Origin of the sequence: Mameliella sp. CS4 (assembly GCF_019392335.1) — a bacterium.
GTDB lineage: Bacteria > Pseudomonadota > Alphaproteobacteria > Rhodobacterales > Rhodobacteraceae > Antarctobacter.
The window spans coordinates 1-22025 of the sequence record NZ_JAHXRQ010000019.1; the positions used below are offsets into that span (position 1 = coordinate 1).

Annotated in this window: 20 protein-coding genes; 2 read left to right on the forward strand and 18 right to left on the reverse strand. The window is 65.4% G+C overall.

What is annotated here, in order from left to right; all coding sequences use genetic code 11:
- Positions 1-116: 116 nt before the first annotated feature.
- Complete coding sequence (locus KZZ07_RS19375) at positions 117-353, forward strand: anthrone oxygenase family protein (protein ID WP_219516547.1); 237 nt, start codon at positions 117-119, stop codon at positions 351-353.
- Between the two features lie 133 nt (positions 354-486).
- Here KZZ07_RS19375 and recN read toward each other — a convergent pair whose 3' ends face one another.
- The 16 genes from recN to KZZ07_RS19455 form a co-directional block, all read right to left on the reverse strand.
- Entirely contained in the window at positions 487-2139 is a 1653-nt protein-coding gene (gene recN, locus KZZ07_RS19380) for a DNA repair protein RecN (RefSeq protein ID WP_219516548.1), read from the reverse strand.
- Positions 2140-2175: 36 nt separating this feature from the next.
- Entirely contained in the window at positions 2176-3030 is an 855-nt protein-coding gene (locus KZZ07_RS19385; RefSeq protein ID WP_219516549.1) for an outer membrane protein assembly factor BamD, read from the reverse strand.
- A gap of 132 nt (positions 3031-3162) precedes the next feature.
- A complete protein-coding gene (gene lpxC / locus KZZ07_RS19390; protein WP_219516551.1) occupies positions 3163-4092 on the reverse strand; it encodes a UDP-3-O-acyl-N-acetylglucosamine deacetylase in 930 nt (309 codons plus the stop codon).
- A gap of 386 nt (positions 4093-4478) precedes the next feature.
- Complete coding sequence (ftsZ, locus tag KZZ07_RS19395) at positions 4479-6089, reverse strand: cell division protein FtsZ (RefSeq protein WP_219516552.1); 1611 nt, start codon at positions 6087-6089, stop codon at positions 4479-4481.
- 496 nt (positions 6090-6585) lie between these two features.
- Positions 6586-7914, reverse strand: a complete 1329-nt coding sequence (ftsA, locus tag KZZ07_RS19400; RefSeq protein ID WP_219516553.1) for a cell division protein FtsA — start codon at positions 7912-7914, stop codon at positions 6586-6588.
- Positions 7911-8912, reverse strand: coding sequence for a cell division protein FtsQ/DivIB (locus KZZ07_RS19405; protein WP_219516554.1), 1002 nt, complete (start codon positions 8910-8912; stop codon positions 7911-7913). Before KZZ07_RS19405 ends, ftsA begins: the two co-directional genes overlap by 4 nt.
- Positions 8900-9820 (reverse strand): D-alanine--D-alanine ligase, encoded by a 921-nt coding sequence (locus tag KZZ07_RS19410; protein ID WP_219516555.1) that lies wholly within the window; start codon positions 9818-9820, stop codon positions 8900-8902. Before KZZ07_RS19410 ends, KZZ07_RS19405 begins: the two co-directional genes overlap by 13 nt.
- 183 nt (positions 9821-10003) lie before the next feature.
- Complete coding sequence (murB, locus tag KZZ07_RS19415) at positions 10004-10927, reverse strand: UDP-N-acetylmuramate dehydrogenase (RefSeq protein WP_219516556.1); 924 nt, start codon at positions 10925-10927, stop codon at positions 10004-10006.
- A 40-nt stretch (positions 10928-10967) separates the two neighbouring features.
- A complete protein-coding gene (locus tag KZZ07_RS19420) occupies positions 10968-11255 on the reverse strand; it encodes a hypothetical protein (RefSeq protein ID WP_219516557.1) in 288 nt (95 codons plus the stop codon).
- Between the two features lie 66 nt (positions 11256-11321).
- Positions 11322-11567 carry a DUF2484 family protein gene (locus tag KZZ07_RS19425; RefSeq protein ID WP_043137912.1) on the reverse strand — a complete coding sequence of 82 codons (246 nt, stop codon included), beginning with the start codon at positions 11565-11567 and terminating at the stop codon, positions 11322-11324.
- Between the two features lie 155 nt (positions 11568-11722).
- Positions 11723-12358, reverse strand: coding sequence for an SH3 domain-containing protein (locus tag KZZ07_RS19430; RefSeq protein WP_219516558.1), 636 nt, complete (start codon positions 12356-12358; stop codon positions 11723-11725).
- A gap of 142 nt (positions 12359-12500) precedes the next feature.
- The gene (locus KZZ07_RS19435; RefSeq protein WP_219516559.1) at positions 12501-13481 is read right to left on the reverse strand and encodes a L,D-transpeptidase; all 981 of its coding nucleotides are present in this window, start codon (positions 13479-13481) and stop codon (positions 12501-12503) included.
- A gap of 313 nt (positions 13482-13794) precedes the next feature.
- Positions 13795-15201 (reverse strand): UDP-N-acetylmuramate--L-alanine ligase, encoded by a 1407-nt coding sequence (gene murC, locus KZZ07_RS19440; RefSeq protein WP_219516678.1) that lies wholly within the window; start codon positions 15199-15201, stop codon positions 13795-13797.
- A 126-nt stretch (positions 15202-15327) separates the two neighbouring features.
- Positions 15328-16437, reverse strand: a complete 1110-nt coding sequence (locus KZZ07_RS19445) for a UDP-N-acetylglucosamine--N-acetylmuramyl-(pentapeptide) pyrophosphoryl-undecaprenol N-acetylglucosamine transferase (RefSeq protein WP_219516560.1) — start codon at positions 16435-16437, stop codon at positions 15328-15330.
- 97 nt (positions 16438-16534) lie between these two features.
- The gene (locus KZZ07_RS19450; protein WP_219516561.1) at positions 16535-17704 is read right to left on the reverse strand and encodes a peptidoglycan glycosyltransferase FtsW; all 1170 of its coding nucleotides are present in this window, start codon (positions 17702-17704) and stop codon (positions 16535-16537) included.
- Positions 17705-17856: 152 nt separating this feature from the next.
- Positions 17857-18165 carry a hypothetical protein gene (locus KZZ07_RS19455; RefSeq protein WP_219516562.1) on the reverse strand — a complete coding sequence of 103 codons (309 nt, stop codon included), beginning with the start codon at positions 18163-18165 and terminating at the stop codon, positions 17857-17859.
- Between the two features lie 137 nt (positions 18166-18302).
- Here KZZ07_RS19455 and KZZ07_RS19460 point away from each other — a divergent pair, with 137 nt between their 5' ends.
- Positions 18303-19475: a BaiN/RdsA family NAD(P)/FAD-dependent oxidoreductase gene (locus tag KZZ07_RS19460; protein WP_219516679.1), complete on the forward strand. Its 1173-nt coding sequence runs from the start codon at positions 18303-18305 to the stop codon at positions 19473-19475.
- A gap of 6 nt (positions 19476-19481) precedes the next feature.
- Here the strand turns inward: KZZ07_RS19460 and murD are convergent, their stop codons facing one another.
- Positions 19482-20885, reverse strand: a complete 1404-nt coding sequence (murD, locus tag KZZ07_RS19465; RefSeq protein WP_219516563.1) for a UDP-N-acetylmuramoyl-L-alanine--D-glutamate ligase — start codon at positions 20883-20885, stop codon at positions 19482-19484.
- Between the two features lie 49 nt (positions 20886-20934).
- The gene (gene mraY / locus KZZ07_RS19470) at positions 20935-22017 is read right to left on the reverse strand and encodes a phospho-N-acetylmuramoyl-pentapeptide-transferase (RefSeq protein ID WP_219516564.1); all 1083 of its coding nucleotides are present in this window, start codon (positions 22015-22017) and stop codon (positions 20935-20937) included.
- Between the last annotated feature and the right edge of the window lie 8 nt (positions 22018-22025).

Here is a 22025-nt window from a genome sequence, read left to right on the forward strand (position 1 = left end):
GACCTTCTTCTCAGCGATCGCACTCGCCGCAACCGTCATCTTCTGGCTTTGAGTGAGAACGAGTCCTGACCCTAGACGCGCTCGATCCCCGGATCGCGATTCCAGCGATGCAGGCGATGAACGACAGCGTACGAAACGCGGTCTTTGCCCCGGCCTTTTTCGGCACGCCGCTGGTCTGCGCCCTGGCGGCCTTTGCGGCATTCCAAGCGGGACACAAGGGCGCAACACGCGCCTTTGCCGCTGCCGCGCTGGTCTACCTGGCGGGCGGGATCGGCGTGACCATCGCCGTGAATGTTCCGATGAACCGCGGTCTTGACACACTGGACGTGCCGCAGGCCCTGGCAGAGGCCTAGGCCATCTGGTCCGCCTATTCGCCGCGCTGGCAGGTCTTCAACATTCTGCGAACCATCGCCTCGGGTATCGCGCTGGTGCTGGCAGGCCTGGGCCTTCTCACCCTGGCACGGCCCATCTCCCGGGCCTGACCGGTCACGCCTTCAGCAGGGCTCGCGCCGCCGCGCGGGCCTCTTTCGTGACGGTGTCACCCGAGAGCATCCGCGCGATCTCGTCCTCGCGCTCTCCCTCGGCCAGCGGCACGACCTCGGACAGGGTCACCTCGCCATCCACCCGCTTGGCCACACGCCAGTGATGCCCGCCAAGCGCTGCAACCTGCGGCGAATGGGTGACGACCAGAACCTGACCGCCTTCCGACAGCGCCTTGAGCCGGCGCCCCACGGCATCCGCCGTGGCCCCGCCGACGCCGCGGTCGATCTCGTCAAAGATCATCGTGGCCCCGCGCCCCTGCGCCTCTGTCAGGCAGACCTTCAGCGCCAGCAGGAATCGCGACAGCTCCCCGCCAGAGGCGATCTTGTTCAGCGGCCCCGCCGGGGCGCCCGGATTGGTGGCCACGGTAAAGGCCACCATGTCGCGGCCCTCGGGCCCGGCGGGCGCCTCTGTCACGGCGGTATGGAAAACGGCCCGTTCCATCTTGAGCGGTGCCAGCTCCCCCGCCACCGCCTTGTCCAGTGCCTCGGCCGCCGTCCGGCGCATCTCGGTCAGCGCCGAGGCCGCTGCGTCATATTCCGCCTCTGCCGTGTCGACCGCCTTGCGCAGGTCGCCGATGCGCGCCTCACCCGCGTCCAGCGCGGCCAGCTTTTCCGACAGCTCCGCCGCCAGCCCGGACAGATCGTCCGGCATCACCTGATGCTTGCGCGCCAGACCACGGATCGCGAACAGACGTTCCTCGGCCTCTTCAAGCTCCAGCGGATTGAACTCCAGCGCCTCAAGGCAATCGGCCACGCCATTCGCGGCCTCGTCCAGTTCCGCCATCGCGCGGGCCAGCGCCGCGATCGGCGCCTCCAGACGCCCCTCTGCCTTGTCCGAGGCGCCTTCGAGCCAGCGCAGCGCATTGGCCATCGCCCCCTCTGCCCCGTCGTATCCCAACGCGCTGGAGGCCTGGGCGATGTCGTCGCGGATTTTCTCGGCCGATTGCATCATGCGGCGGCGCGCATCCAGCTCGGATTCCTCGCCGGGCTGCGAGTCCAGCTTGTCCAGTTCATCGACCGCGTGGCGCAGGAATTCCTCTTCGGACTGCACCGCTTCAAGCGCGGCCTGCGCCGTCTCCAGCTCTTTGCGGGCCGCGCCCACGGCGCGCCAGCGGCGGCGTACCTCGGCCAGGCTGTCGCCCGCGCCCGCATAAAGATCCAGGATCGCCCGGTGCCCCCTGGGGTCCAGCAGCCCACGGTCGTCATGCTGGCCGTGCAGTTCCACCAGCGTCTCTGACAGCCGCCGCAGAACCTCGCCCGACACGCGCCGGTCGTTGACCCAGCCGGTCTTGCGCCCGTCCCTGGTGTTCACCCGTCGCAGGATCAGCTCATCCGAGGCGGGCAGCCCCGCCTCCTCCAGCACCGCCCAGGCGGCATGGGTTTCGGGCAGCTCGAATTCGGCCACCACCTCGCCCTGCTCGGCGCCCGACCGCACCAGTTCCGCCCGCCCGCGCCAGCCCAGCACAAAGCCCAGGCTGTCCAGCAGGATCGACTTGCCGGCACCGGTTTCCCCGGTCAGCACGTTGAGACCCGGCTGGAACTCAAGCTCCAGCCGTTCGATGATCAACATGTCCCTGATTTCAAGCGCGCGCAGCATGGTCCGCCATTGCACCGGGCACGGGCCCGGTGCCTCTTACAGCCACTCGCCCTTGATCATCTGGCGATAGATGGCCGACAGCCAGTTATCGCCAAGCGCCGTGGGCTTCAGCCCCTGCTTCTGCAACAGCTTGTACCCGTCCTCGTACCATTCGGTCGACTGGTAGTTGTAGCCAAGGATCGCCCCCGCTGTCTGCGCCTCGTTCAACAGGCCCAGGGACAGGTAGCTTTCGATCAGGCGGAACAGCGCCTCCGGCGTGTGGGTCGTGGTCTGGAAGTCCTCGACCACCACGCGGAACCGGCTGATCGCGGCGCCGTAATGCTGCCGCTTGAGGTAGTACCGGCCAACCTCCATCTCCTTCGCCGCAAGATGGTCGAAGGCGAGATCGAATTTCAGGATCGAGGAGCGCGCATATTCGCTGTCGGGATAGCGTTCGATCACCGTCCGCAGCGCCTGCAAGGCCTGAAAGGTCAGCCCCTGGTCGCGGCCCACCAGTTCGATCTGGTCGTAGTAGGACAGCGCCAGCAGGTACTGCGCATAGGCCGCATCGTCATCGGCCGGGTAGAAATCGATGAACCGCTGCGCCGCAGAGCGCGCGTTCTCGTAATCCTTGTTCTCGTGATAGGCGTAGGCCTGCATGATCAGCGCGCGCTTGGCCCAGTCCGAATAGGGATAAAGCCGCTCGACCTCGCCAAAGTAGAAGGCCGCGTCCTTCGGGTCCTTGCGCGACAGTTCGTATTCACCACGCTCGAAGATTTGCTTGGCGGTATAGGTCTCAAGCGGGACATTGCCCGGCCCGACCTCGCGCCGCCGCAGCGAATCGCATCCCGGCAGGGCCAGAGCCACCGCCAACGCAACGATCACCAGTTTTCGCGATCTGCCCCCAGACATGCCCGAACACCCTCTACCTCGTTCGACGTCCCCTTGACGGGCCGCCCGTTGCGAGGGGTCTAGCACAGAAAATTCCGGTGCAAAATGTCTTACGGCCCGATTAATGCGTGCCATGCTGCCCATGCGTGCGGCTCAGGCCACAGCGGGTATTTCGTGGCGCCCGACTCCGGCGCCCGGCAACCGTGCTGCCTGCCCGCTGTCGCAGAGCACAACGCGATAGGCATCGGGCGCGGCAAAGAGCGCGCGCAGCAGCGCGTTGGTCATGGCATGGCCCGCCTTGTGGCCCTCGTAGTGGCCCAGGATCGGTGCCCCGGCCAGAGCCAGATCACCCAGGGCATCCAGCATCTTGTGGCGCACCGCCTCGTCCGAATGGCGCAACCCGCCCGGGCTCAGCACCCGGTCGCCATCGACCACAACGGCGTTTTCATAGGTTCCGCCCAGGGCCTTGCCCGCGGCGCGCATCGCCTCGACATCCGAGGCGCGGCAAAAGGTGCGGCTGTCGCACAGTTCCCGCACAAAGGCCCCGTTGGCCAGGTTCATCGTCTTGGTCTGTTCACCGATGGCCGCATCGGAAAAGGCGATATGGAACTGCATCGACAGCCCCTGCCCCGGATGTCCCGGCGACAGACGGGCCCAGCCCGTATCCGTCTTGACCTCGACCGGCGCCAGCACCTCGATGGCGCGCACCGGGGAAGCCAGTTCGCGCAGGCCGCGGGCCAGGAGACCGCGCACGAAAGGCACGGACGACCCGTCGAGGATGGGGGCCTCGGGTCCGTCGATCTCGATCAGGGCATTGTGCACGCCACAGCCGGACAGAGCCGCCATGACATGTTCCACCGTGGACACCGAGGTGCCCGCGCGGTTGACGATCTTCGTGCAGAGCGGAGAGGCCTCGACCGCATCCCACCGGGCGGCAATCATCGTGTCGCCCAGACGGATGTCCGTGCGTTTGAACCAGATGCCGTAATCGGCACTGGCCGGACGGATTGTCAGTCGCGCAGGTTGGCCCGAGTGAAGGCCGACACCTGAGAATGTGATCGAAGACCGAAGCGTGGTTTGCACGAGGCTGCCCCTGTGTTGCGCACGTCCCCCCAACCTGGACGCGGCTTTGGAGACGGGGGTAACCAAGCTGTCGCAGGGCCTCAAATCAAAGATTGTAACCGTGTGAAACATGGTGCGGAAACGGTCGGCAAAACCCCGCCAAGTGCATGAATTTTGCATTATAAGGCACTGTCTTTAAACTGAAAAATTGCGTGTCGAGAGGGCCTGCAACCAGCCGAGTCTCTCCCCTGAAAAACCGGTTTCTTGCCAAAGTGTTGCTGTTTGTGAACACATTGAAACACAGGCTCCCGACATGAAACCGCCCCCTGCCGGGGCAGAGGGCGGTTTCACGAGGTGTGGGAATATCAGCAGAAAGACTGGTCTCCTGCTGAAATTCCAGGCTTGGTTCAGTTGGCCTGACGGCGCAGGAAGGCCGGGATTTCGATCCGGTCGTCTTCTGCCTCGGGCTCTTGGTCGTGGACCGGCGCCGGGCGATGCGCCTGCACCGGCGGCTGGGCACGGCGCGGTTGCTGCTGCTGAGCCGCATGCTCGCCGTGGCCGGTCATACGACCGATCAGCGAGTTGACGCTGAAACGCGATTTTTCCTCGGCCGGGGCGGGCTGCGGCTGCGGCGCGGGCGCCTGCTGCTGTACTTCTTCACGGGTCCGGGCCGCGGCGGCCTTCAACCGGTCCAGCGTCGCCGGGCTGGGTGTGCCGGGGGCCGCGGGACGCGGGGCCACGAAATCCTGCGGGTCGGCTTCGATCGTATCGGGCGCCGGGCGGAACTCGGCCACCTGCGGGCGGTAGGCCGGCGGCGGCAGGCCATCATCCGCGGCCTGCTCCTCAATCACCTCGTCGTAGTCGCGGGACTGAACCGGCTCGGCATGCTCATGGCTGTCCATCTGACCAAAGAGCGAGGGTTCCGGCTCGGGCGCGCGCTCGGCAACCACCGGCTGCGGTTCGGGCTGCGCCTCGGGTTCGGCGGCGTGGGCCGAATTGCCCAGCGGCTGCGACAGTTTGCGGCGCGGCACCGGCACGTCGTGCACGTTCTCGGTGGCGTCGATGCCGGTGGCGACGACGGACACGCGCATCTGGCCGGCCATGCTGTCGTCCAGCGTCGAGCCGACGATGATGTTTGCGTCTGCGTCCACTTCCTCGCGGATGCGGTTGGCTGCCTCGTCCAGTTCGAACAGGGTCAGGTCGTGGCCGCCGGTGATGTTGATCAGCACGCCCTTGGCGCCTTTGAGGCTGATTTCGTCCAGCAGCGGGTTCGCTATAGCCTTCTCGGCCGCCTGGACCGCGCGATCCTCGCCGTCGCCCTCACCGGTGCCCATCATGGCCTTGCCCATCTCGTCCATGACCGCGCGGACGTCGGCAAAGTCGAGGTTGATGAGGCCCGGACGGACCATCAGGTCGGTCACGCCCTTCACACCCTGGTAGAGGACGTCGTCAGCCATCGAGAAGGCCTCGGTAAAGGTCGTCTTCTCGTTCGCCAGGCGGAACAGGTTCTGGTTCGGAATGATGATCAGCGTGTCGACGACCTTCTGCAGGCTGTCGACGCCCGCCTCGGCCTGTTTCATCCTCTTGGCGCCTTCGAACTGGAAGGGCTTGGTCACGACGCCGACGGTCAGCACGCCCAGTTCACGCGCCGCCTGCGCGATGATCGGCGCGGCGCCCGTCCCGGTGCCGCCGCCCATGCCGGCGGTGATGAAACACATATGCGCGCCGGCCAGATGGTCGACGATCTGCTCGATGCTCTCCTCGGCGGCGGCCGCACCGACGCTGGCGCGCGCCCCGGCGCCCAGACCCTCGGTCACCTTGACGCCCAGCTGCACGCGGCTTTGCGACATGCTCTGCGCCAACGCCTGGGCATCGGTGTTTGCGACGACGAAATCGACGCCCTCGAGCTGTTTCTCGATCATGTTGTTAACGGCGTTGCCGCCTGCCCCGCCGACGCCAAAGACCGTAATACGGGGCTTCAGCTCGTCCTGCCCGGGCATCGAAAGGTTCAGTGCCATGATATGTCCGCCTGTCTTTTTATTCCGGTTTCAGGCCTGTCCACGGCCTGTTCCCTTGAATCCTACCTTTTGAGGCCCCGTCCGTCACGCGAAAAACGCAAAAAAGCCACAAAATATGGCCATTTTTGCGGCTCAATTCCGCCGATTTGGAAGTTATCCACATATCTGGTGTGATACGCCATATCTGGCGCAAAATACGGTACAGGGCGCAGGGGCAGCCCCTGCGCGGATTCATGTCTCGACAATGTCCGGAGTGCCTGCCCGACCCTCCTGGCGCCTCTTATCCACGGGCACCTGTGCATAACCTAACGCGCCCCCAAACCGGTGTCACCCGCGAAAACGCGCCCCGACCTCAGAATTCTTGCCACACCCAGAGCCGCGCTCAGCCTGCTCCCTGTTGCCCCCTGAAGCAGACAACAGGCGCAGCCTGTTCAACCGGGTCGGCGGGCGGGCGCCTTTGCGGCGCCAGCCGCAAACAGACCCGTCCCGGCGCCCCTCACCAGTTGTCGCGGAACCACTGGACCGCCCGCTTCAACGAGCGCGCCGGCAGCCGGTCCACCGGGATCTCGAAATCCCACCATTCGTCCTGCGGATGCGCCGCGAAAAGGCACAGGCCCACCGCCGTCGCGAACCCCGGCCCTGTCGCCGCCTGCGGCAGCCCATGCACGCGCAAGGGCCGGCCCAGCCGCACCTGCTGCCCCAGGATCTTCGAGGCCAGACCGTCCAGCCCCGGGATCTGGCTTGCCCCGCCTGTCAGCACGATCTGCTGCGACGGCAGGTGATCGAACCCCGCCGCGTCAAGCTGCACCCGCACCTCTTCAAGGATCTCCTCGACCCGGGGCCGCATGATCCCGATCAGCTCTGCGCGGCTCACCGTGCGGCGGTCGTGTTCCCAGTCGCCGGTGTCGCCGCCGATCTCGATCATCTCGCGGTCGTCCATGCCGGTGGCCACGAGACCGCCGTAAAAGGTCTTGATCCGCTCCGCTGTCGCCATCGAGACCTTCAGCCCCTGGCTGATGTCGCGGGTGACGTGGTCGCCGCCCATACGGACGGAATCCGCGTAGATCATGTGCTTTTTGATGAAGATCGACACGCCGGTCGCGCCGCCGCCCATGTCGATGCAGGCCGCGCCAAGCTCCTGCTCGTCCTCGACCAGCGCCGAAACCCCGCTGACATAGGCCGAGGAGGCCAGGCCCGCCAGTTCCAGGTCGCAGCGCTTGACGCAATGGGCCAGGTTCTGGATCGCCTGCGCCTCGACCGTCAGCATGTGCATGTCGCAGCCCAGTTCGTTGCCGATCTGCCCGCGCGGGTCGATCAGGCCTGACCGGTGGTCCAGCACAAAGTTCACCGGCTGCGCGTGCAGCACCTCGCGGCCATGACCGAAATCCGGCACGTCGCAGGCCGACAGCACCCGCGCCACATCCTGTTCGTCCACCGTGGTGCCCAGAACGTCCGACTTGCCCGCCAGGCCATAGGACCGTGGCTCGGCGCCCGAGAAGGCGGCGATGACGTGATCCACCCGGATGCCCGCCATCTTCTGCGCCGCCTGAACGGCGGTCCGGATGGCACGCTCGGTGGCGCCCATGTCCTGCACCTCGCCGAAACAGACGCCGCGCGACCGTGTCGTCGCCGCGCCGATCACGCGAAAGCCGGACTGTCCCGCCAGCGAGCCGATGCCATCGTCCGAGGGATCGGTTCCGTCAAAGCGCAACACGAGGCAGGCCACCTTGGACGACCCCACGTCCAGGATGGCCACCACGCCGCGCTGCATCGCCGCGCGCCGCATGTTCCGCATTGCCCTCTGGGACTCGTACAGCTCGATCATTGTTTGACTTCCCTACCCGCCTCGATCGCCTTGATGCGCCGCATCTCCTGCGTGGCTGCATCGGTCATTCGTATCGTCGGCCGCCGTGGCAGCCTCAGGTCGACCGCCACCAGGTCGCGCGCCAGAAGGTCCACTCCTTCCGTCACCGCCATGGCGATCACCTGTTCCAACATCCGTTCAGCGCCCTGTTCGGGCAGCATGATGCGCTGGCCCCGGTCCAGAACCACGTCCCAGCGCCGCGCGCCGATCCGCTCGAACCCGCGCAGCCGGTCGCGGATCGGGCCTGTCAGCGCATCCATGCGCAGGGCCTCCTCGACGACCAGCGCCATGCGGGCCTGCGCCTCTTCGGCCAGTTCGGCCTCTGCCTCGCTCCGCTCCGCCGCGGGCTTCTGCAGCACCGCCGCCGCCTCGGGCTGCAGGATATCCCCCGCGATCACCGGCAGGTCGGCGTAATCCGCGCGATGCTCTGCCCGCGCCACAAAGATCCCGCCCTCGTCCAGCAGGTCCACCCCGGCGGTGGTCCGCCACAGCACCACCGGCTGGCGTTGCACGACGTCCACCTGCAGCACCCCGCCCTGGCGGACGCGCAGCTCGGCGGATTTCACCTCGTCCAGCGCGACCACCCGGCGTTGCAGCCGGTCCAGGTCCATGTCGAACGAGCTGATGGGAAAGTCGAGCGGCAGTTCCGCACGGATCATGTCCGTCAGCGTCTCGTTCGCGCCGTCGACCACCATCATGCGCACCTGGAACTCGGGGCGGTTCTCGACCGCCGCCCGCACTTCCGAGATCATAAGGGTGAAATCCTCGCGGTTCTGCTCGACCGAGAACCAGGCCGCCCCGGCACCGAGGCACAGCGCAAACGGCAGCAGGACCCGCAGGGAAAAGCGAAAGAACGGCGTCAGCATGAGCCGTTCGATCCGGTATTTCAGCCGCGACGCCCGTGGGTCCAGCCGCGCCATTTGCGGATCGTCGCCCTCGCGGAACTCTAGCGATCGCATGAGGCATCCTCCACCATCCAGGCGCAGAACTGGCCGAAGGTCAGCCCGATCAGCCCCGCGTGCTCGGGTGACAGCGAAGTCGGCGTCATGCCCGGCTGCGTGTTGGTCTCCAACAGGATCAACCCGTCGAGGCCCCTTGCCTCGTCCCAGCGGAAATCGGTGCGCGTCACTCCCCGGCAGCCCAGCGCCCGGTGCGCGCGCAAGGCGTAGTCCAGGCAGGCCTCGGTGATCTCCTGCGGGATATCGGCCGGGCAGACGTGGCGCGAGCCACCCGCCTTGTATTTCGCGTCGTAGTCATACCAGCCGTCGGTGACGATATCCGTCACACCCAAGGCGCGGTCGCCCATGACACTGGTCGTCAGCTCGCGCCCCGGCACAAAGGCCTCGACCATGACCACTTCGGGCATGGTCTCGTCCAGAACCGGCGGGCCGTTGGCCTCTTCGTGTACCAGGTAGACCCCGACCGACGATCCTTCGTTATAGGGTTTGACCACATAGGGCGGCGTCATGACGTGGTGCGCCTGCACTTCGGCCTTGTCCGCAAGCAGGCTGTCCGCCACCGGCAACCCCGCGCTGCGGTACACGTCCTTGGTCTTTTCCTTGTCCATCGCCAGGGCCGAGGCCAGAACTCCGGAATGCGTATAGGGGATGTGCAACCATTCCAGCAGCCCCTGGACACAGCCGTCCTCGCCCCAACGCCCGTGCAGGGCGTTGAACACCACGTCAGGCGCGGCCTCCTGCAGACGTGCGGCCACGTCCGGCCCCGCGTCCAGTTCGATCACCTGATATCCTTCGCCCCTCAAAGCGGCGGCGCATTCCCGTCCGGAAACCAGCGAAACCTCGCGCTCTGCAGAGGGTCCGCCCTTTAGCACCACCACTTTCGGGAGTGTCCTGCTCGACATCCCCAAATCGCCTCAACTGCCCGGGGGCCATGCCCCCAATTATGAACGAGGCGGCTTGCACCCCATTCCATCGCGCGGGGTTCACCCCCGTCGCCTTTATCTGTCGCGGGTCATCCCGCGAAATCTGGTGCAACCTGCCTGTGGTCGCCGGGCCCTGCTCTTGCTCTTGTCGTTTAACGGAGGCCCAAATCAGCGCGCCGGCTCACCGACCCGCATGATTTCCCAGTGTAGCTCTATTCCAGAGTGTTGGAAAACCTTTTTTCGCACTTCCTCGCCCAGCCCTTCCAGCTCTGCCGCCGTGGCGCCGCCGGTGTTTACCAGGAAATTCGAATGCTTGGGCGACATCTGTGCCCCGCCCATCGTGGCGCCGCGCATTCCGGCCTCGTCGATCACCTTCCAGGCCTTCAGGTCGTGGCTGTCATCGGCCCGACCCGTCGAGGAAAATCCCGCCGGGTTGCGAAAGGTGCTGCCAGCGGTGCGGTCCTTGGTCGGCTGCGTCTCGTCACGCGTCTTCAACTGCGCGTCCATGCGCGCGGCCAGGTCTTCGGGATCGCCCTCGGCGCCTTCGAACACCGCCTCGACCAGCACCCAGCCCTCGGGCAGGTCGCTTTGACGGTAGGCCAGGTTCAGATCGCCCGCCGGGATTGTCACCAGGGCGCCTGCGCGGGTCACCGCCCGCACCTCGATCAGGTGATCGGCGACATAGGTGCCATAACAGCCCGCGTTCATCCGCACAGCGCCACCGATACTGCCCGGGATGGTGCGCAGGAAGGTCAGATCCACGCCCGCCTCTGCCGCGCGCCGGGCCACATGCGCATCCAGCGCCGCCGCCCCCGCCGTGACGCGGGTGCCCTCGACCGAGATGCCGTTGAACCCGCGTCCCAGCCGGATCACCACCGCCCGCAGCCCGCCGTCCCGGACAATCAGGTTCGATCCCACGCCCATCGGAAAGACCGGCACCTCTGCCGGCAGGTCCGCCAGGAACGCCTGCAGGTCGTCCAGGTCCGCCGGTTGATACAGCCAGTCCGCCGGCCCGCCCACGCGCAGCCAGGTCAGTTCGCTCAAAGGGCGGCCCGGGGTCAGCCGGCCGCGCGGTTCGGGAAGCTCTGTCATGGCAAAGGTGCTAGGCCGCGTCGCGCGCTTCCGCAAGGGGTCAGCTGCGATCCGCCGCCGCCTCGGCCTTGTGCCGCCGGACGCGGCCGATCAGCGCGCCGCTCCCCAGCCCCACCAGCGCCGGCAGGACCCCCAGCATCAACCCGATGGCATAGCCAAGCGCGTCCCAGCCCTCGCCCGCCACCTGCAGGCGGTAGATCAGCCAGGCCCCGACGCAGATCAGGACCAGGGCCAGCACCGCCGCCGCAGCCCCCATCGCAAACCGCAACAGCACCCAGCCAAGGCCGAGTGCGCCCAGCGCCACGAGGGCGGGTATCAGGTAGATCATCTGTCAGCTCCTCCGGAATGGCGACAATCTCGCCATCCCCGGCGCTGCACGCCAGTCAGGAGCGCCTTACCTTGCGGTCTGCCGCACCCAGCGCAACAGGTAGCGCAGCGGCCAGCGCAGAATGCTCATCCCCGCGAAGAGGACAAAAAGCCCGACCCACGGGCCATTCTGGTAGGTGACATAGCCGACCAGCGGGATCCCCAGCGCGATCAGCACATAGGCGCGCGTCCAGTGATTGTCGCGCGACGGTATCATCGCAAGCACATTGGCCAGCACGGCCCAGGCACAGGCGAGGATCAGAGATAGTGACATTGTCTGCCCTCCGTGCCCCCCAGAGGTGCCCATAGAATGCGCCAGCCGCGCGGTTCACACAACCCCTGCGATAGATGCAATTGCAGAAAAGAAGGATGCCCCGGTCATCCCTAGCCGCTATGGAACACAGAAGTCCGGCGGCAGGACGCGCATCTTCACGAGCCGGTCACGACCGCCAGTGGAACCTTGATCCCGTGGCCGTCGGGCATGACCGTGAGCACGCCATCGCCGGTATCGGCATCAAGTTGAAAGTCCCCGGACCCGGTCGCGAACCACAGGCCCGTTCCGTCCCAGAGCAGGAGCGGCGACGTCTCTTCCGAGAGAAAGACAACAACCGCTGCCGTCCCCTGACCGCCGCGCGACACGCCGAAATCGCACCGCGACCAAGCGGCCTCGCCGACGGGTCGGCAATCCAGCTTGCCGATCTGGTCGAATTCGCCACCTTCGGCCCGGCTGCGGGCCGAGACGGGTTTCAGAAACTCGGCGGCGGCCCAGCCCTTGCGCCCGGTGTCGTCGAGGAACACCACCGAACACCAGAGCCGTGCGCCATGCGTCTCGCAACCGTTGTTCGTAAATGTCGTGCCGACCCGCGCCCGATCAACGATACGGCCGTCCAGCTTCGGGTTCGCACGGATGTTGAGCCGGCTCGACACGCCGCTCACGACCACGCGGTCGGCATCGGCAACGTCAACAGACAGACCACGCGGGCCGTCCTGAGCCACTGCTGCACCTGCCGCGCAAACCATCAGCATCGCGGCAAAAGCCCGTGGCCGATTGGCAAACCCGGTCATCCCCCGAACGCTCCGGGCCAAAGACTGCCCCCACGCCAATCGTGTTTGCGGCAGGGCCGTGCCCGATGCCGGCTTGGGCGTCCGCGTGCGCATCGCGCATTCGACGCGTGTCTCACGGTTCATTTTCATCTTGGAAGCCCCATCAAGACATGATGACAAAATCGCGGCCCGACCGGTTGTCGGGATGCAGCGGCAGGTCGGTAAAGACAAAGATCATCCCAGGATGCACATATTCGTGCATGACCTTGTTGAAAGCCGCGTCCGACTTGACCCGGTTCAGATCTCGCATCCCGTCGCTGCCATCTGCGCCGTAGGTCAGTGCCTCCCAGTGCATGCCCTTCTGCTCTTCGTGCGCGCCACGCAAGACGAAGACGTGAGAACCGAGCGGCTTTCCATCCCAGATCAGCGGACCCTTGGCCACTTCCCGGTCATTCTCGAGAATGACGACCGTCTCGTCCGTCGACGACGCGATCAGCGATGTCACCGGATGCGCCTCGTCGATGTCCCAGTCAGAGGGATGTTTTTTCGGCTCGAGCGTGGCCAGCACGTGCTCGAATTCCTGCTCTGCATATCCGGCGAGGATCATTCCGGGATGCACCACGGATTCCGGCGCGGAATGGCTGTCAGCGACGATGACGGGCGTGCCCAGGTGGGTCACGTCAAAGAGGCGCGCGGAAAAATCCAGCGGCAGCCGCACGCAGCCATGCGACGCCGGGTAGCCCGGCAGATTTCCCGCATGCAGCGCGATACCGTCCCATGTCAGTCGGTTCATGTTCGGCATCGGCGCGTTGTTGTAGGTCGAAGACCGGTGATCGCGGTCTTTCTGAAGAACCACGAAAACGCCCGTCGGGGTGCCGTGCCCCGGCTTTCCGGTCGAACAGGTCGACACCGCGATGCGCACGCCGTTGCGGTAGACGTGCACGCGCTGCTCCTCGATCGAAACCACCACGGCCACCGGCCCGTAAGGCTGCCGCTCGGGGTGCCAGGTGAATTCGCCTGGCTGCAACTCATGAATTTCCTTGAAGACATGTTGCCCGACAACCGGAGCGGCCGCGAAAACCAGGCCGGTCCCGCAAGCAATTTCGAAAAGACGCCGCCGCGTCAGACCTGTATTCTTCGTCATCCGGATCACTCCCGCACAAAGACCACCGAAACCGGTTTGACACAATTCTAGGTGCGGAGATTGGGCCTGTCCACCAGATGTTGGTTGAAATGCGACGATTCACACCGCTCGGGCGGGCCGCCGGCAAATTAGGCGACAATGCCTTGCCGGCGTCGACCGAAAGGCGACGGGACCACGCCGAGAACATACCTCCGGCATTGCGTCCCAAAACAAACGGCCCCACGCGTGGGGCCGTTTTTCAATCGTCAGCGAAAGCCTTTCAGACGCCGCACCATCTCCCCGTCCAGGCGCGAACGCCCGCGCGGTCCTATGGTTATCCTTCGGCTTTTTCCAGCCGCTTGGGCAGGTTGTTCGCCCAGGTCGAGATCGTGCCCGCGCCGAGGCAAACCACCATGTCGCCCGGCTGTGCCTGTTCGCGCACCAGCCGTTCCAGGTCGTCCTCGTCGCGGATAGCGCGGGCGTAGCGGTGGCCGTGGCGCACCAGCCCGGCCACAAGGTCGTCCCGCGTGGCGCCCGGGATGGGGTCCTCACCGGCGGCAAAGACCTCGGCAATGGCCACGACATCCGCCTCGTTGAAGCAGGAGCAGAACTCCTCGAAATGATGGTGCAGGCGCGTGTAGCGGTGCGGCTGATGCACCGCGATCACCCGGCCCTCGCAGGCCTGGCGCGCGGCTTTCAGCACGGCGGCGATCTCGACGGGATGGTGGCCGTAATCGTCGATTATGGTCACGCCGTTCACCTCGCCCACGCGGGTAAAGCGGCGGTTCACACCGCCAAAGCTCGCCAGCGCCGCGCGGATCTCGTCACCGGACATGCCCAGGTGACGCGCCACGGCAATGGCCGACAGCGCGTTGGACACGTTGTGATCGCCCGGCATCGGCAGGGTGCAGCCCTCGATCGTCTCGCCCGTCTGCTGGAACACCACGTCGAAATGCGCCACGCCCGCCTTGTAGGTCAGCCCCACCGCGCGCACGTCCGCCTGCGCGTTGAAGCCATAGGTGGTCACGCGGCGGTCGGTGACGCGGCCCACCAGCGCCTGCACCTCCGGGTGATCGGTGCAGCAGACCGCCAGCCCGTAGAAGGGAATATTCGACACGAAATCATAGAACCCCTGCCGCAGGTTCTCGATCGTGCCCCAGTGCTCCATGTGCTCGGGGTCGATATTGGTCACGATGGCAATGGTCGCGGGCAGGCGGTTGAAGGTGCCGTCGCTCTCGTCGGCCTCGACCACCATCCATTCGCCCTGCCCCATGCGCGCGTTGGACCCATAGGCATGGATGATCCCGCCGTTGACCACGGTCGGATCGAACTTGCCCGCGTCCAGCAACGTGGCGACCATCGTCGTCGTCGTCGTCTTGCCATGCGTCCCGGCCACGGCGACGTTGGATTTCAGCCGCATCAGCTCGGCCAGCATCTCGGCCCGGCGCACCACCGGCAACCCGCGCCGGCGCGCCTCGTCCAGTTCCGGGTTGCCCGGCTTGATCGCCGAGGAAATCACCACCACCTCGGCCTTGTCCAGGTTTTCGGCCCGCTGGCCTTCAAAGACATGGGCGCCCAACTCTTCCAGCCGCCTGGTGATCTTCGAGGATTTCAGGTCGGACCCCTGCACCTTGTAGCCGTGGTTCAACAGCACCTCGGCGATGCCGGACATGCCGATGCCGCCGATGCCGACGAAGTGGATTGCGCCCACGTCTCCGGGCAGTTTCGTCGCCCCCGTCATGCAGGCCCCCCGCTCAAGCTCCAGATCCTTCATGTCCCGCCTCTCCTTTTTCGAGGTTATTCTTGTCCTGTCCCCGTGGCGCTGCCGCCATCGTTTTCTTGTTCCGGCCCATGATGCCGGTCACGCTCATTCCGTCGTCATCCTGCCAGCGGCCAGTTCCTCGACCAGCCAGGCCAGGTGTTCCGCCGCTTCGGGTTTCGCCACCGACAGCGCCCCGCGCACCATCTGGATGGCCCCTGTCTCGTTCGACAGGATCGCATGGATCGACTCTGTCAGGCTCTCGATGGTCAGCTTGCTTTCCGGAATGCGGATCGCCGCGCCCGCATCCACCAGCGCCTGGGCATTGGCCACCTGGTGATCGCCTGTCGCATGCGGATAAGGGATCAGGATCGAGGGCCGCCCGATCACCGCGATATCCGCCACCGAAGAGGCGCCGGACCGCGAGATTACCAACTGCGCCTCGCTCATCCGCGCGGGCACATCGTGAAAGAAGGGCTGCACATCCGCCGAAAGCCCGTGTTCGGCGTAATAGGTCGCCACGCGCTCTTCGTCCTCGTCACGGGCCTGGTGGCTGACGCGCAGGTTGCCCACCATGTCCAGGGGCAGCGCGGCAATTGCCGGCGGCACCACGTCCGACAAGGTGCGCGCGCCCTGAGAGCCGCCGATTACCAGGATCGACATCGGGTAAGGACCGGGCGCGATGTATCCCGCCCCCGCCCGTTCGGCCACGGCCCGGCGCACCGGGTTGCCGGTGTGGATGCCCTCGACTCCTTCGGGCAGATCCGTGGGCCAGGTGCCGCAGGCCATGACATTCACGCGGGTGGCAAACCAGGTGTTCACCTTGCCCAGCACACCGTTCTGTTCGTGGATCATGCGCGGCAGCTTCAACAGCCAGGCGGCGGTCAGGGCGGGCACGCTGGGATAGCCGCCAAAGCCCACAACCACGTCCGGCCGGTCGCGCCGCATCCCGAAAATCGCCGACACCACGCCCGAGGCCAGTCGAAACGGCACCGCCAGCTTGGCCAGCGGTCCACCCCGGTCGAAGGTCGCGGCAGAGACCTGCTCGATCTCGACACCCTCGGGAAATCCACCGGTGTAACGTGCGCCCCGCGCGTCGGTCGAAAGCTTCACGCGCCAACCGCGCGCCAGCATGATTTCCGCCAGCGCCTGGGCGGGGAACATATGGCCTCCGGTCCCGCCGGCGGCCATCACCAGCAAAGGCTTGCGCTCGCCCATATTCCTGTCTCCGTCATCGATCCACGCGCCGATATAGCATCCGCGTGCTCACGTCCATGACAAGGGGAATACCGGCAGGTTCCTGCCCATACCGGCCTCATCCGCGCGCCCGTCCCCGCAGGATGTCGCGGATTTCTCCCTGGGGGCGCGTCCGGGTAAAGGCCAGCAACATGCCCACCGCGATACCCCCGGCGATCAGCGACGACCCGCCATAGCTGACAAAGGGCAGCGTCATGCCCTTGGCCGGCAAGAGCCGCACCGCCACGCCCATGTTGATCATCGCCTGCACGCCGAACATGGCCGCAAGCCCGGTGCCCGCCAGCCGGATAAAGGGATCGCGCTCGCGCATCAGCCGGATCAGGCTGCGCATGACGATGGCGGAATAAAGCGTCAGGATCAAAAGCACCAGGATCAGCCCGTATTCCTCGGCCGCCACCGCAATGATGAAATCCGTATGCGCGTCCGGCAGGCTCCATTTCACCTGGCCCTCGCCGACGCCGACGCCAAAGAAGCCGCCTTCGCGGATCGCGTTTTCGGCATAGCCCAGCTGCGAGGTCGGATCGACCTCGGGGTTCAGGAACCCGTCAAAGCGGCGCTGGAAATGCTCGGAGTAGTTGTAGGACACCATGCCCGCCAGCACCACCAGCCCGGCCAGCCCGACCAGCAGCAGCATCGGCGCGCCGCCGACGAACCACATCACGCCCCAGCCGAAAAGGATCAGCGCCGCCTGACCGAAATCAGGCTGCATCGCCAGCATCAGCACGATGCTCACCATAATGACAAAGGAATAGCTGCGCCCCGGCGGACCGCCCAGCTCCTGCCCCGCCGCCATCAGCCAGGCGGTGACGATCACGAAGAGCGGTTTCAGGAACTCCGAAGGCTGCACGCTGGCAAAGCCCAGACTGTACCAGCGCACCGCGCCTTTGCCGAAATCTGTGCCCAGAAGCGGCAGAAAAGCCAGCGCGATGAAAGCCGCGAAAAAGCCCAGCACCGCGAAACGCCGCACCATGACCGGCCCCATCATCGAGACCAGCACCATGACAACCAGCGCCAGCCCGCCGAAGAAGGCCTGTCGCTGGACGTAGTAGAATGGCGGCAACCCGATCCGCTCGGCCAGCGGCGGCGAGGCCGCAAGCCCCAGCAACAGGCCGATCCCGAACAGCATGAAAATGCAGGACAAGGTCCACTTGTCCACCGTGCGCCACCATTTCGGCAACACCGGCTCGCCACCCTTCACGGGCACCGTGCCGTAAACCATCTCTGTCATCTGAACACCGCTACTGCCTCGAACCGCCCGGTTTTCCGGGTCTGACGACCAGTGTAGCGCAGATTTTCCGATCAGGCCAAAGGATTCCGGCGGCTCTTGGGGGATGTGCCCCCGCCGCCACGCGTAGGGCGGGGTTTACCCCGCCGCCCCTCTCAGAACCGCGGGCGCCATTCCACGTCCTCGCCCCTCCGCGCCTTCTCGCGCGCCTCTTCCAGCCAGGTCAGGTGGTTGCCGCGCTCACGCAAAAAACGTTCACGCTCTTCCCGGTCGCGCTGGTCGATCTCTTCCAGCGCCTGCACATCCCAAGGAGAGACCAGCCCCGCCACAACCTGTCCGCTGCGCGTGATCAGAAAGCGGTCGCCTATCATCTCCAGCTTGCGCAGGTAGCGCGCCATCTCGGCGCGGAACGCGCCTGCGGGCACTTCGGTGGCCCGGAACATCATGATCGGTTTGCGTTTCATGCGGGCACCCTGCCCCGCAAGGGATTAACGCGCCCCTTTCTCACCGCGCGCTGCTCGGTTAAGAGCGCGTTACCGCTTTGTACAAAATGCGGAAATCGACGTACAAAACGTACAAAATGTACAAACTTCGGACCCCCATGCACGTCACGACCCTGATCCTTGGCGCCGGCGCCGCCGGCATGATGGCCGCCGCTTTTGCCGGGCCGGATGTGCTGGTCGTGGACCACGCGAAAAACCCCGGCGAAAAGATCCGCATCTCCGGCGGCGGGCGCTGCAATTTCACGAATATGTACTGTGATTCCAGTGCCTTCCTTTCGGAGAACCCGCATTTCTGCAAATCCGCGCTGGCCCGATACACGCAGTGGGATTTCCTTGATCTGGTCGGGCAATACGGCATCGCCTGGCACGAAAAGACGTTGGGACAGCTCTTTTGCGACGGAAAGTCCACGCAGATCGTGGACATGCTGTTGAAAGAAATGAAAAAATCTGGCGCACAGCTCTGGCTGCGGACCCAGATCCAGGACGTGCGTCACACAGACGAGGGCTTTGTCACGTCGCTCGAACGGGATGGGAAACCCGTTGAAATCACGTCGAAAAACCTGATCCTGGCCACGGGTGGCAAATCCATTCCCAAGATGGGCGCCACGGGGATTGCCTATGACATCGCCAGGCAATTCGGCCACCAACTGACCGAGACCCGCCCCGCACTGGTCCCGCTGACCTTCGGCGACCGGTTTGCCCCGCTCGCGGGTGTCTCGACCAACACCCTGGTTTCAAACGACAAAGCTGGTTTCGAAGAGGCCCTCCTTTTCACCCACCGCGGGCTTTCAGGCCCCGCGATCCTGCAGATTTCCAGCTATTGGCACGAAGGCGAAGAGATCTCGGTCAACCTCTTGCCGGGAAGGGATTTCCCCGAGATCCTCAAGGCCTGCCGCCAGACGGAAGGCCGGCGCACACTGACCACGGAACTGGCGACGCATCTGCCCGCGCGCCTTGTCGAGTTTCTGGGACAGGGCATTGATCTGAAAGGAAATATCGCGGACCTCTCCGACAACCGGATTGCCGAGCTGTCCCAGGCCCTCACCACATGGCGCCTGAAACCCACCGGGTCCGAAGGTTATCGCACGGCCGAGGTCACGGCGGGCGGTGTCTCGACCGAGGGGATCGACTCCAAGTCCATGATGTCAAAACATCTTCCTGGCCTCTACGTGATCGGAGAGGCGGTGGACGTGACCGGCTGGCTGGGCGGATACAACTTTCAGTGGGCTTGGGCCTCTGGCGTGGCAGCAGGCCGCCACATCACCGGATAACCCATTCTATTCCTTCGCCAATTCCGCTTCCACGCAGGCGATGAAATCCTCGCCGCGCTTCTCGAAATTGTCATACTGGTCGAAACTCGCCGCCGCGGGCGCCAGCAGCACCACCTCGCCCGGCTCTGCATCCGCCGCGGCCCGGGCCACGGCCGTGGCCATGTCACCGCAGATTTCCACATCCGTATCAACCAGTTGCAACGCAAAGCTCTCAGGCTCGCGCCCGATCACATAGGCCTTGGACACATGTGCCAGCCCCGGTTGCAGTGCCTCCAGCCCGCCTTCCTTCATCAGCCCGCCGCAGACCCAGCGCACCTTCGGGAAGGCCAACAGTGCCTTCAGAGCCGAATCCACGTTTGTGGCTTTTGAATCATTGACGTAGGTGACGCCCTTCGACTCGCCCACCCGCTGGGAACGATGCGGCAACCCGGTAAAGGTCCGCAGCGCGCCCTCGATCTCGCGCGGGCCAAGGCCGAGGCTGCGGCAGGCGGCATAGGCGGCGCAGGCGTTCTGGTGGTTATGCGCCCCCGGCAGTCCCGCGATCTCGCGCAGGTCGATCGACCCGACCTGCCTCCCCTTGCGCCATTCGGACAAAAAGCCTTTGCGCGCAAAGACATACCATCCGGGACCAGAGAGTTTCTGCCCGCTTGCCACCCGGATCACCCGATCGTCCGCGCGCCCCTCGGACAGTTGCCCCGCCAGGTAGGCCCCTTCGACCTCGTCCACCCCGATCACGGCCCGGTCCGGCCCGCCTTCGGCAAAGAGCCGGCGCTTGGCCGCAAAGTAGCCGCCAAGACCCCCGTGCCGGTCGAGGTGATCTGCGGAAAAATTCGTGAAAACAGCGACATCCGGGGTAAGACTGCGGGCCAGGTCGGTCTGGTAGCTGCTGAGTTCCAGCACCACGACTCCGCCGTCCCCCGGCGGATCGATGTCCAGCACGCCGCGCCCGATGTTGCCCGCCAACTGGCTGTCCCGTCCCGACGCGCTCAGGATGTGATGGATCAACGCCGAGGTTGTCGACTTGCCGTTCGAGCCGGTGACCGCAATCACCTTGGGCGGCTGGTCATAACTGTCCCAGCCATGCCCCAAACTCCTGAAAAACAATCCGATATCGTTATCGACGGGCACACCCGCCCGCAGCGCTGCGGCAATCGCCGCGTTCGGCTGTGGGTAGAGGTGCGGAATCCCTGGAGACGTCACCAGGCAGGCCACGTCGTCGAATGCTTCATCGCGATCCAGCCGCCGCGCCTCGAACCCCTCGGCCTCGGCCCGTTCCCGGGCGGAGGCCGTATCGTCCCAGACCAGAACGCGCGCCCCGCCGTCGCGCAGCGCGCGCGCCGCCGAGAGGCCGGATCGCCCCAGCCCGAGTACCGCGACAATTGCACCGTCAAACCCGCGTACCGGGATCATGCGCCCACCCTCGTCACTTCAATTGCACCAGCCAAATGGCTGGTGTCCTTCAACGAACCTTCAGTGTCGCCAGCCCGATGATCGCCAGGATCAGCGAGATGATCCAGAACCGGATCACGATGGTCGGCTCGGCCCAGCCCTTTTTCTCGTAGTGGTGATGGATCGGCGCCATGAGGAAGACACGCTTGCCCGTGCGCTTGAAGTAAAGCACCTGGATGATCACCGACAGCGCCTCGACCACGAAGAGCCCGCCAACGATGGCCAAAACGATCTCGTGCTTGGTCGCCACGGCGATGGCGCCCAGCGCGCCACCCAGCGCCAGCGATCCGGTGTCGCCCATGAAGACGGCGGCAGGAGGCGCGTTGTACCACAGGAACCCCAGCCCCCCACCGACAACCCCCGCAGCGAACACGAGAATTTCCCCGGTCCCGGGCACATAGTGAACGTCCAGATACTCGGTAAAGTCGACACGACCGACCGCGTAGGCGATCACACCCAGGGTCGAGGCCGCGATCATCACGGGCATGATGGCCAACCCGTCCAGCCCGTCGGTCAGGTTGACCGCGTTGGCCGCGCCCACGATCACGATCATGGCGAAGGGGATGAACATGTAGCTGAGGTACAGCAGAGTGTCCTTGAAGATCGGGAAAGCGACGCTGTAGGTCAGTTCCTCGGGATGATAGACCGAGGCCCAGAAGCCCGCGATCCCGGCAATGATGAATCCCAGCAAAAGCCGCAACTTGCCCGACAGACCTGCAGTGTTCTGCTTGCTGACCTTGGCATAATCATCGGCGAACCCGATGGCCGCATAGGCCACCGTCACGAACAGCACCATCCAGACAAAGGCATTGTCCAGACGTGCCCAGAGCAGCGTCGAGGTCACCAGCGCGCCGATGATCAGCAGGCCGCCCATCGTCGGTGTCCCCGCCTTGACGATATGGCCCTCGGGGCCGTCGTCGCGGATCGGCTGGCCCTTGCCCTGCCGCTTGCGCAGCACGTTGATCAAGGGGCGCCCGAAGAGAAAGCCGAAGATCAGCGCAGTCAGAAAAGCCCCGCCCGCACGAAAGGTGATGTAGCGGAAAAGGTTGAAGGCGTCCCCGCCGTCACTGAACTCTGTCAGCCAGAAAAGCATGGCCTGTC

Bases quoted from the DNA above. Each gene is read 5' to 3' on its own strand.
- recN (WP_219516548.1), bottom strand. From the start codon at position 2,139: ATGCTGCGCGCGCTTGAAATCAGGGACATGTTGATCATCGAACGGCTG.
- KZZ07_RS19420 (WP_219516557.1), bottom strand. From the start codon at position 11,255: ATGATCTACCTGATACCCGCCCTCGTGGCGCTGGGCGCACTCGGCCTT.
- KZZ07_RS19455 (WP_219516562.1), bottom strand. From the start codon at position 18,165: ATGAAACGCAAACCGATCATGATGTTCCGGGCCACCGAAGTGCCCGCA.
- murB (WP_219516556.1), bottom strand. From the start codon at position 10,927: ATGACAGAGCTTCCCGAACCGCGCGGCCGGCTGACCCCGGGCCGCCCT.
- ftsA (WP_219516553.1), bottom strand. From the start codon at position 7,914: ATGATCGAGCTGTACGAGTCCCAGAGGGCAATGCGGAACATGCGGCGC.
- murC (WP_219516678.1), bottom strand. From the start codon at position 15,201: ATGACGGGGGCGACGAAACTGCCCGGAGACGTGGGCGCAATCCACTTC.
- murD (WP_219516563.1), bottom strand. From the start codon at position 20,885: ATGATCCCGGTACGCGGGTTTGACGGTGCAATTGTCGCGGTACTCGGG.
- mraY (WP_219516564.1), bottom strand. From the start codon at position 22,017: ATGCTTTTCTGGCTGACAGAGTTCAGTGACGGCGGGGACGCCTTCAAC.
- KZZ07_RS19450 (WP_219516561.1), bottom strand. From the start codon at position 17,704: ATGACAGAGATGGTTTACGGCACGGTGCCCGTGAAGGGTGGCGAGCCG.
- KZZ07_RS19460 (WP_219516679.1), top strand. From the start codon at position 18,303: ATGCACGTCACGACCCTGATCCTTGGCGCCGGCGCCGCCGGCATGATG.
- KZZ07_RS19425 (WP_043137912.1), bottom strand. From the start codon at position 11,567: ATGTCACTATCTCTGATCCTCGCCTGTGCCTGGGCCGTGCTGGCCAAT.
- KZZ07_RS19385 (WP_219516549.1), bottom strand. From the start codon at position 3,030: ATGTCTGGGGGCAGATCGCGAAAACTGGTGATCGTTGCGTTGGCGGTG.
- KZZ07_RS19435 (WP_219516559.1), bottom strand. From the start codon at position 13,481: ATGACGAAGAATACAGGTCTGACGCGGCGGCGTCTTTTCGAAATTGCT.
- KZZ07_RS19375 (WP_219516547.1), top strand. From the start codon at position 117: ATGAACGACAGCGTACGAAACGCGGTCTTTGCCCCGGCCTTTTTCGGC.
- KZZ07_RS19430 (WP_219516558.1), bottom strand. From the start codon at position 12,358: ATGACCGGGTTTGCCAATCGGCCACGGGCTTTTGCCGCGATGCTGATG.
- ftsZ (WP_219516552.1), bottom strand. From the start codon at position 6,089: ATGGCACTGAACCTTTCGATGCCCGGGCAGGACGAGCTGAAGCCCCGT.
- KZZ07_RS19405 (WP_219516554.1), bottom strand. From the start codon at position 8,912: ATGCGATCGCTAGAGTTCCGCGAGGGCGACGATCCGCAAATGGCGCGG.
- KZZ07_RS19445 (WP_219516560.1), bottom strand. From the start codon at position 16,437: ATGGGCGAGCGCAAGCCTTTGCTGGTGATGGCCGCCGGCGGGACCGGA.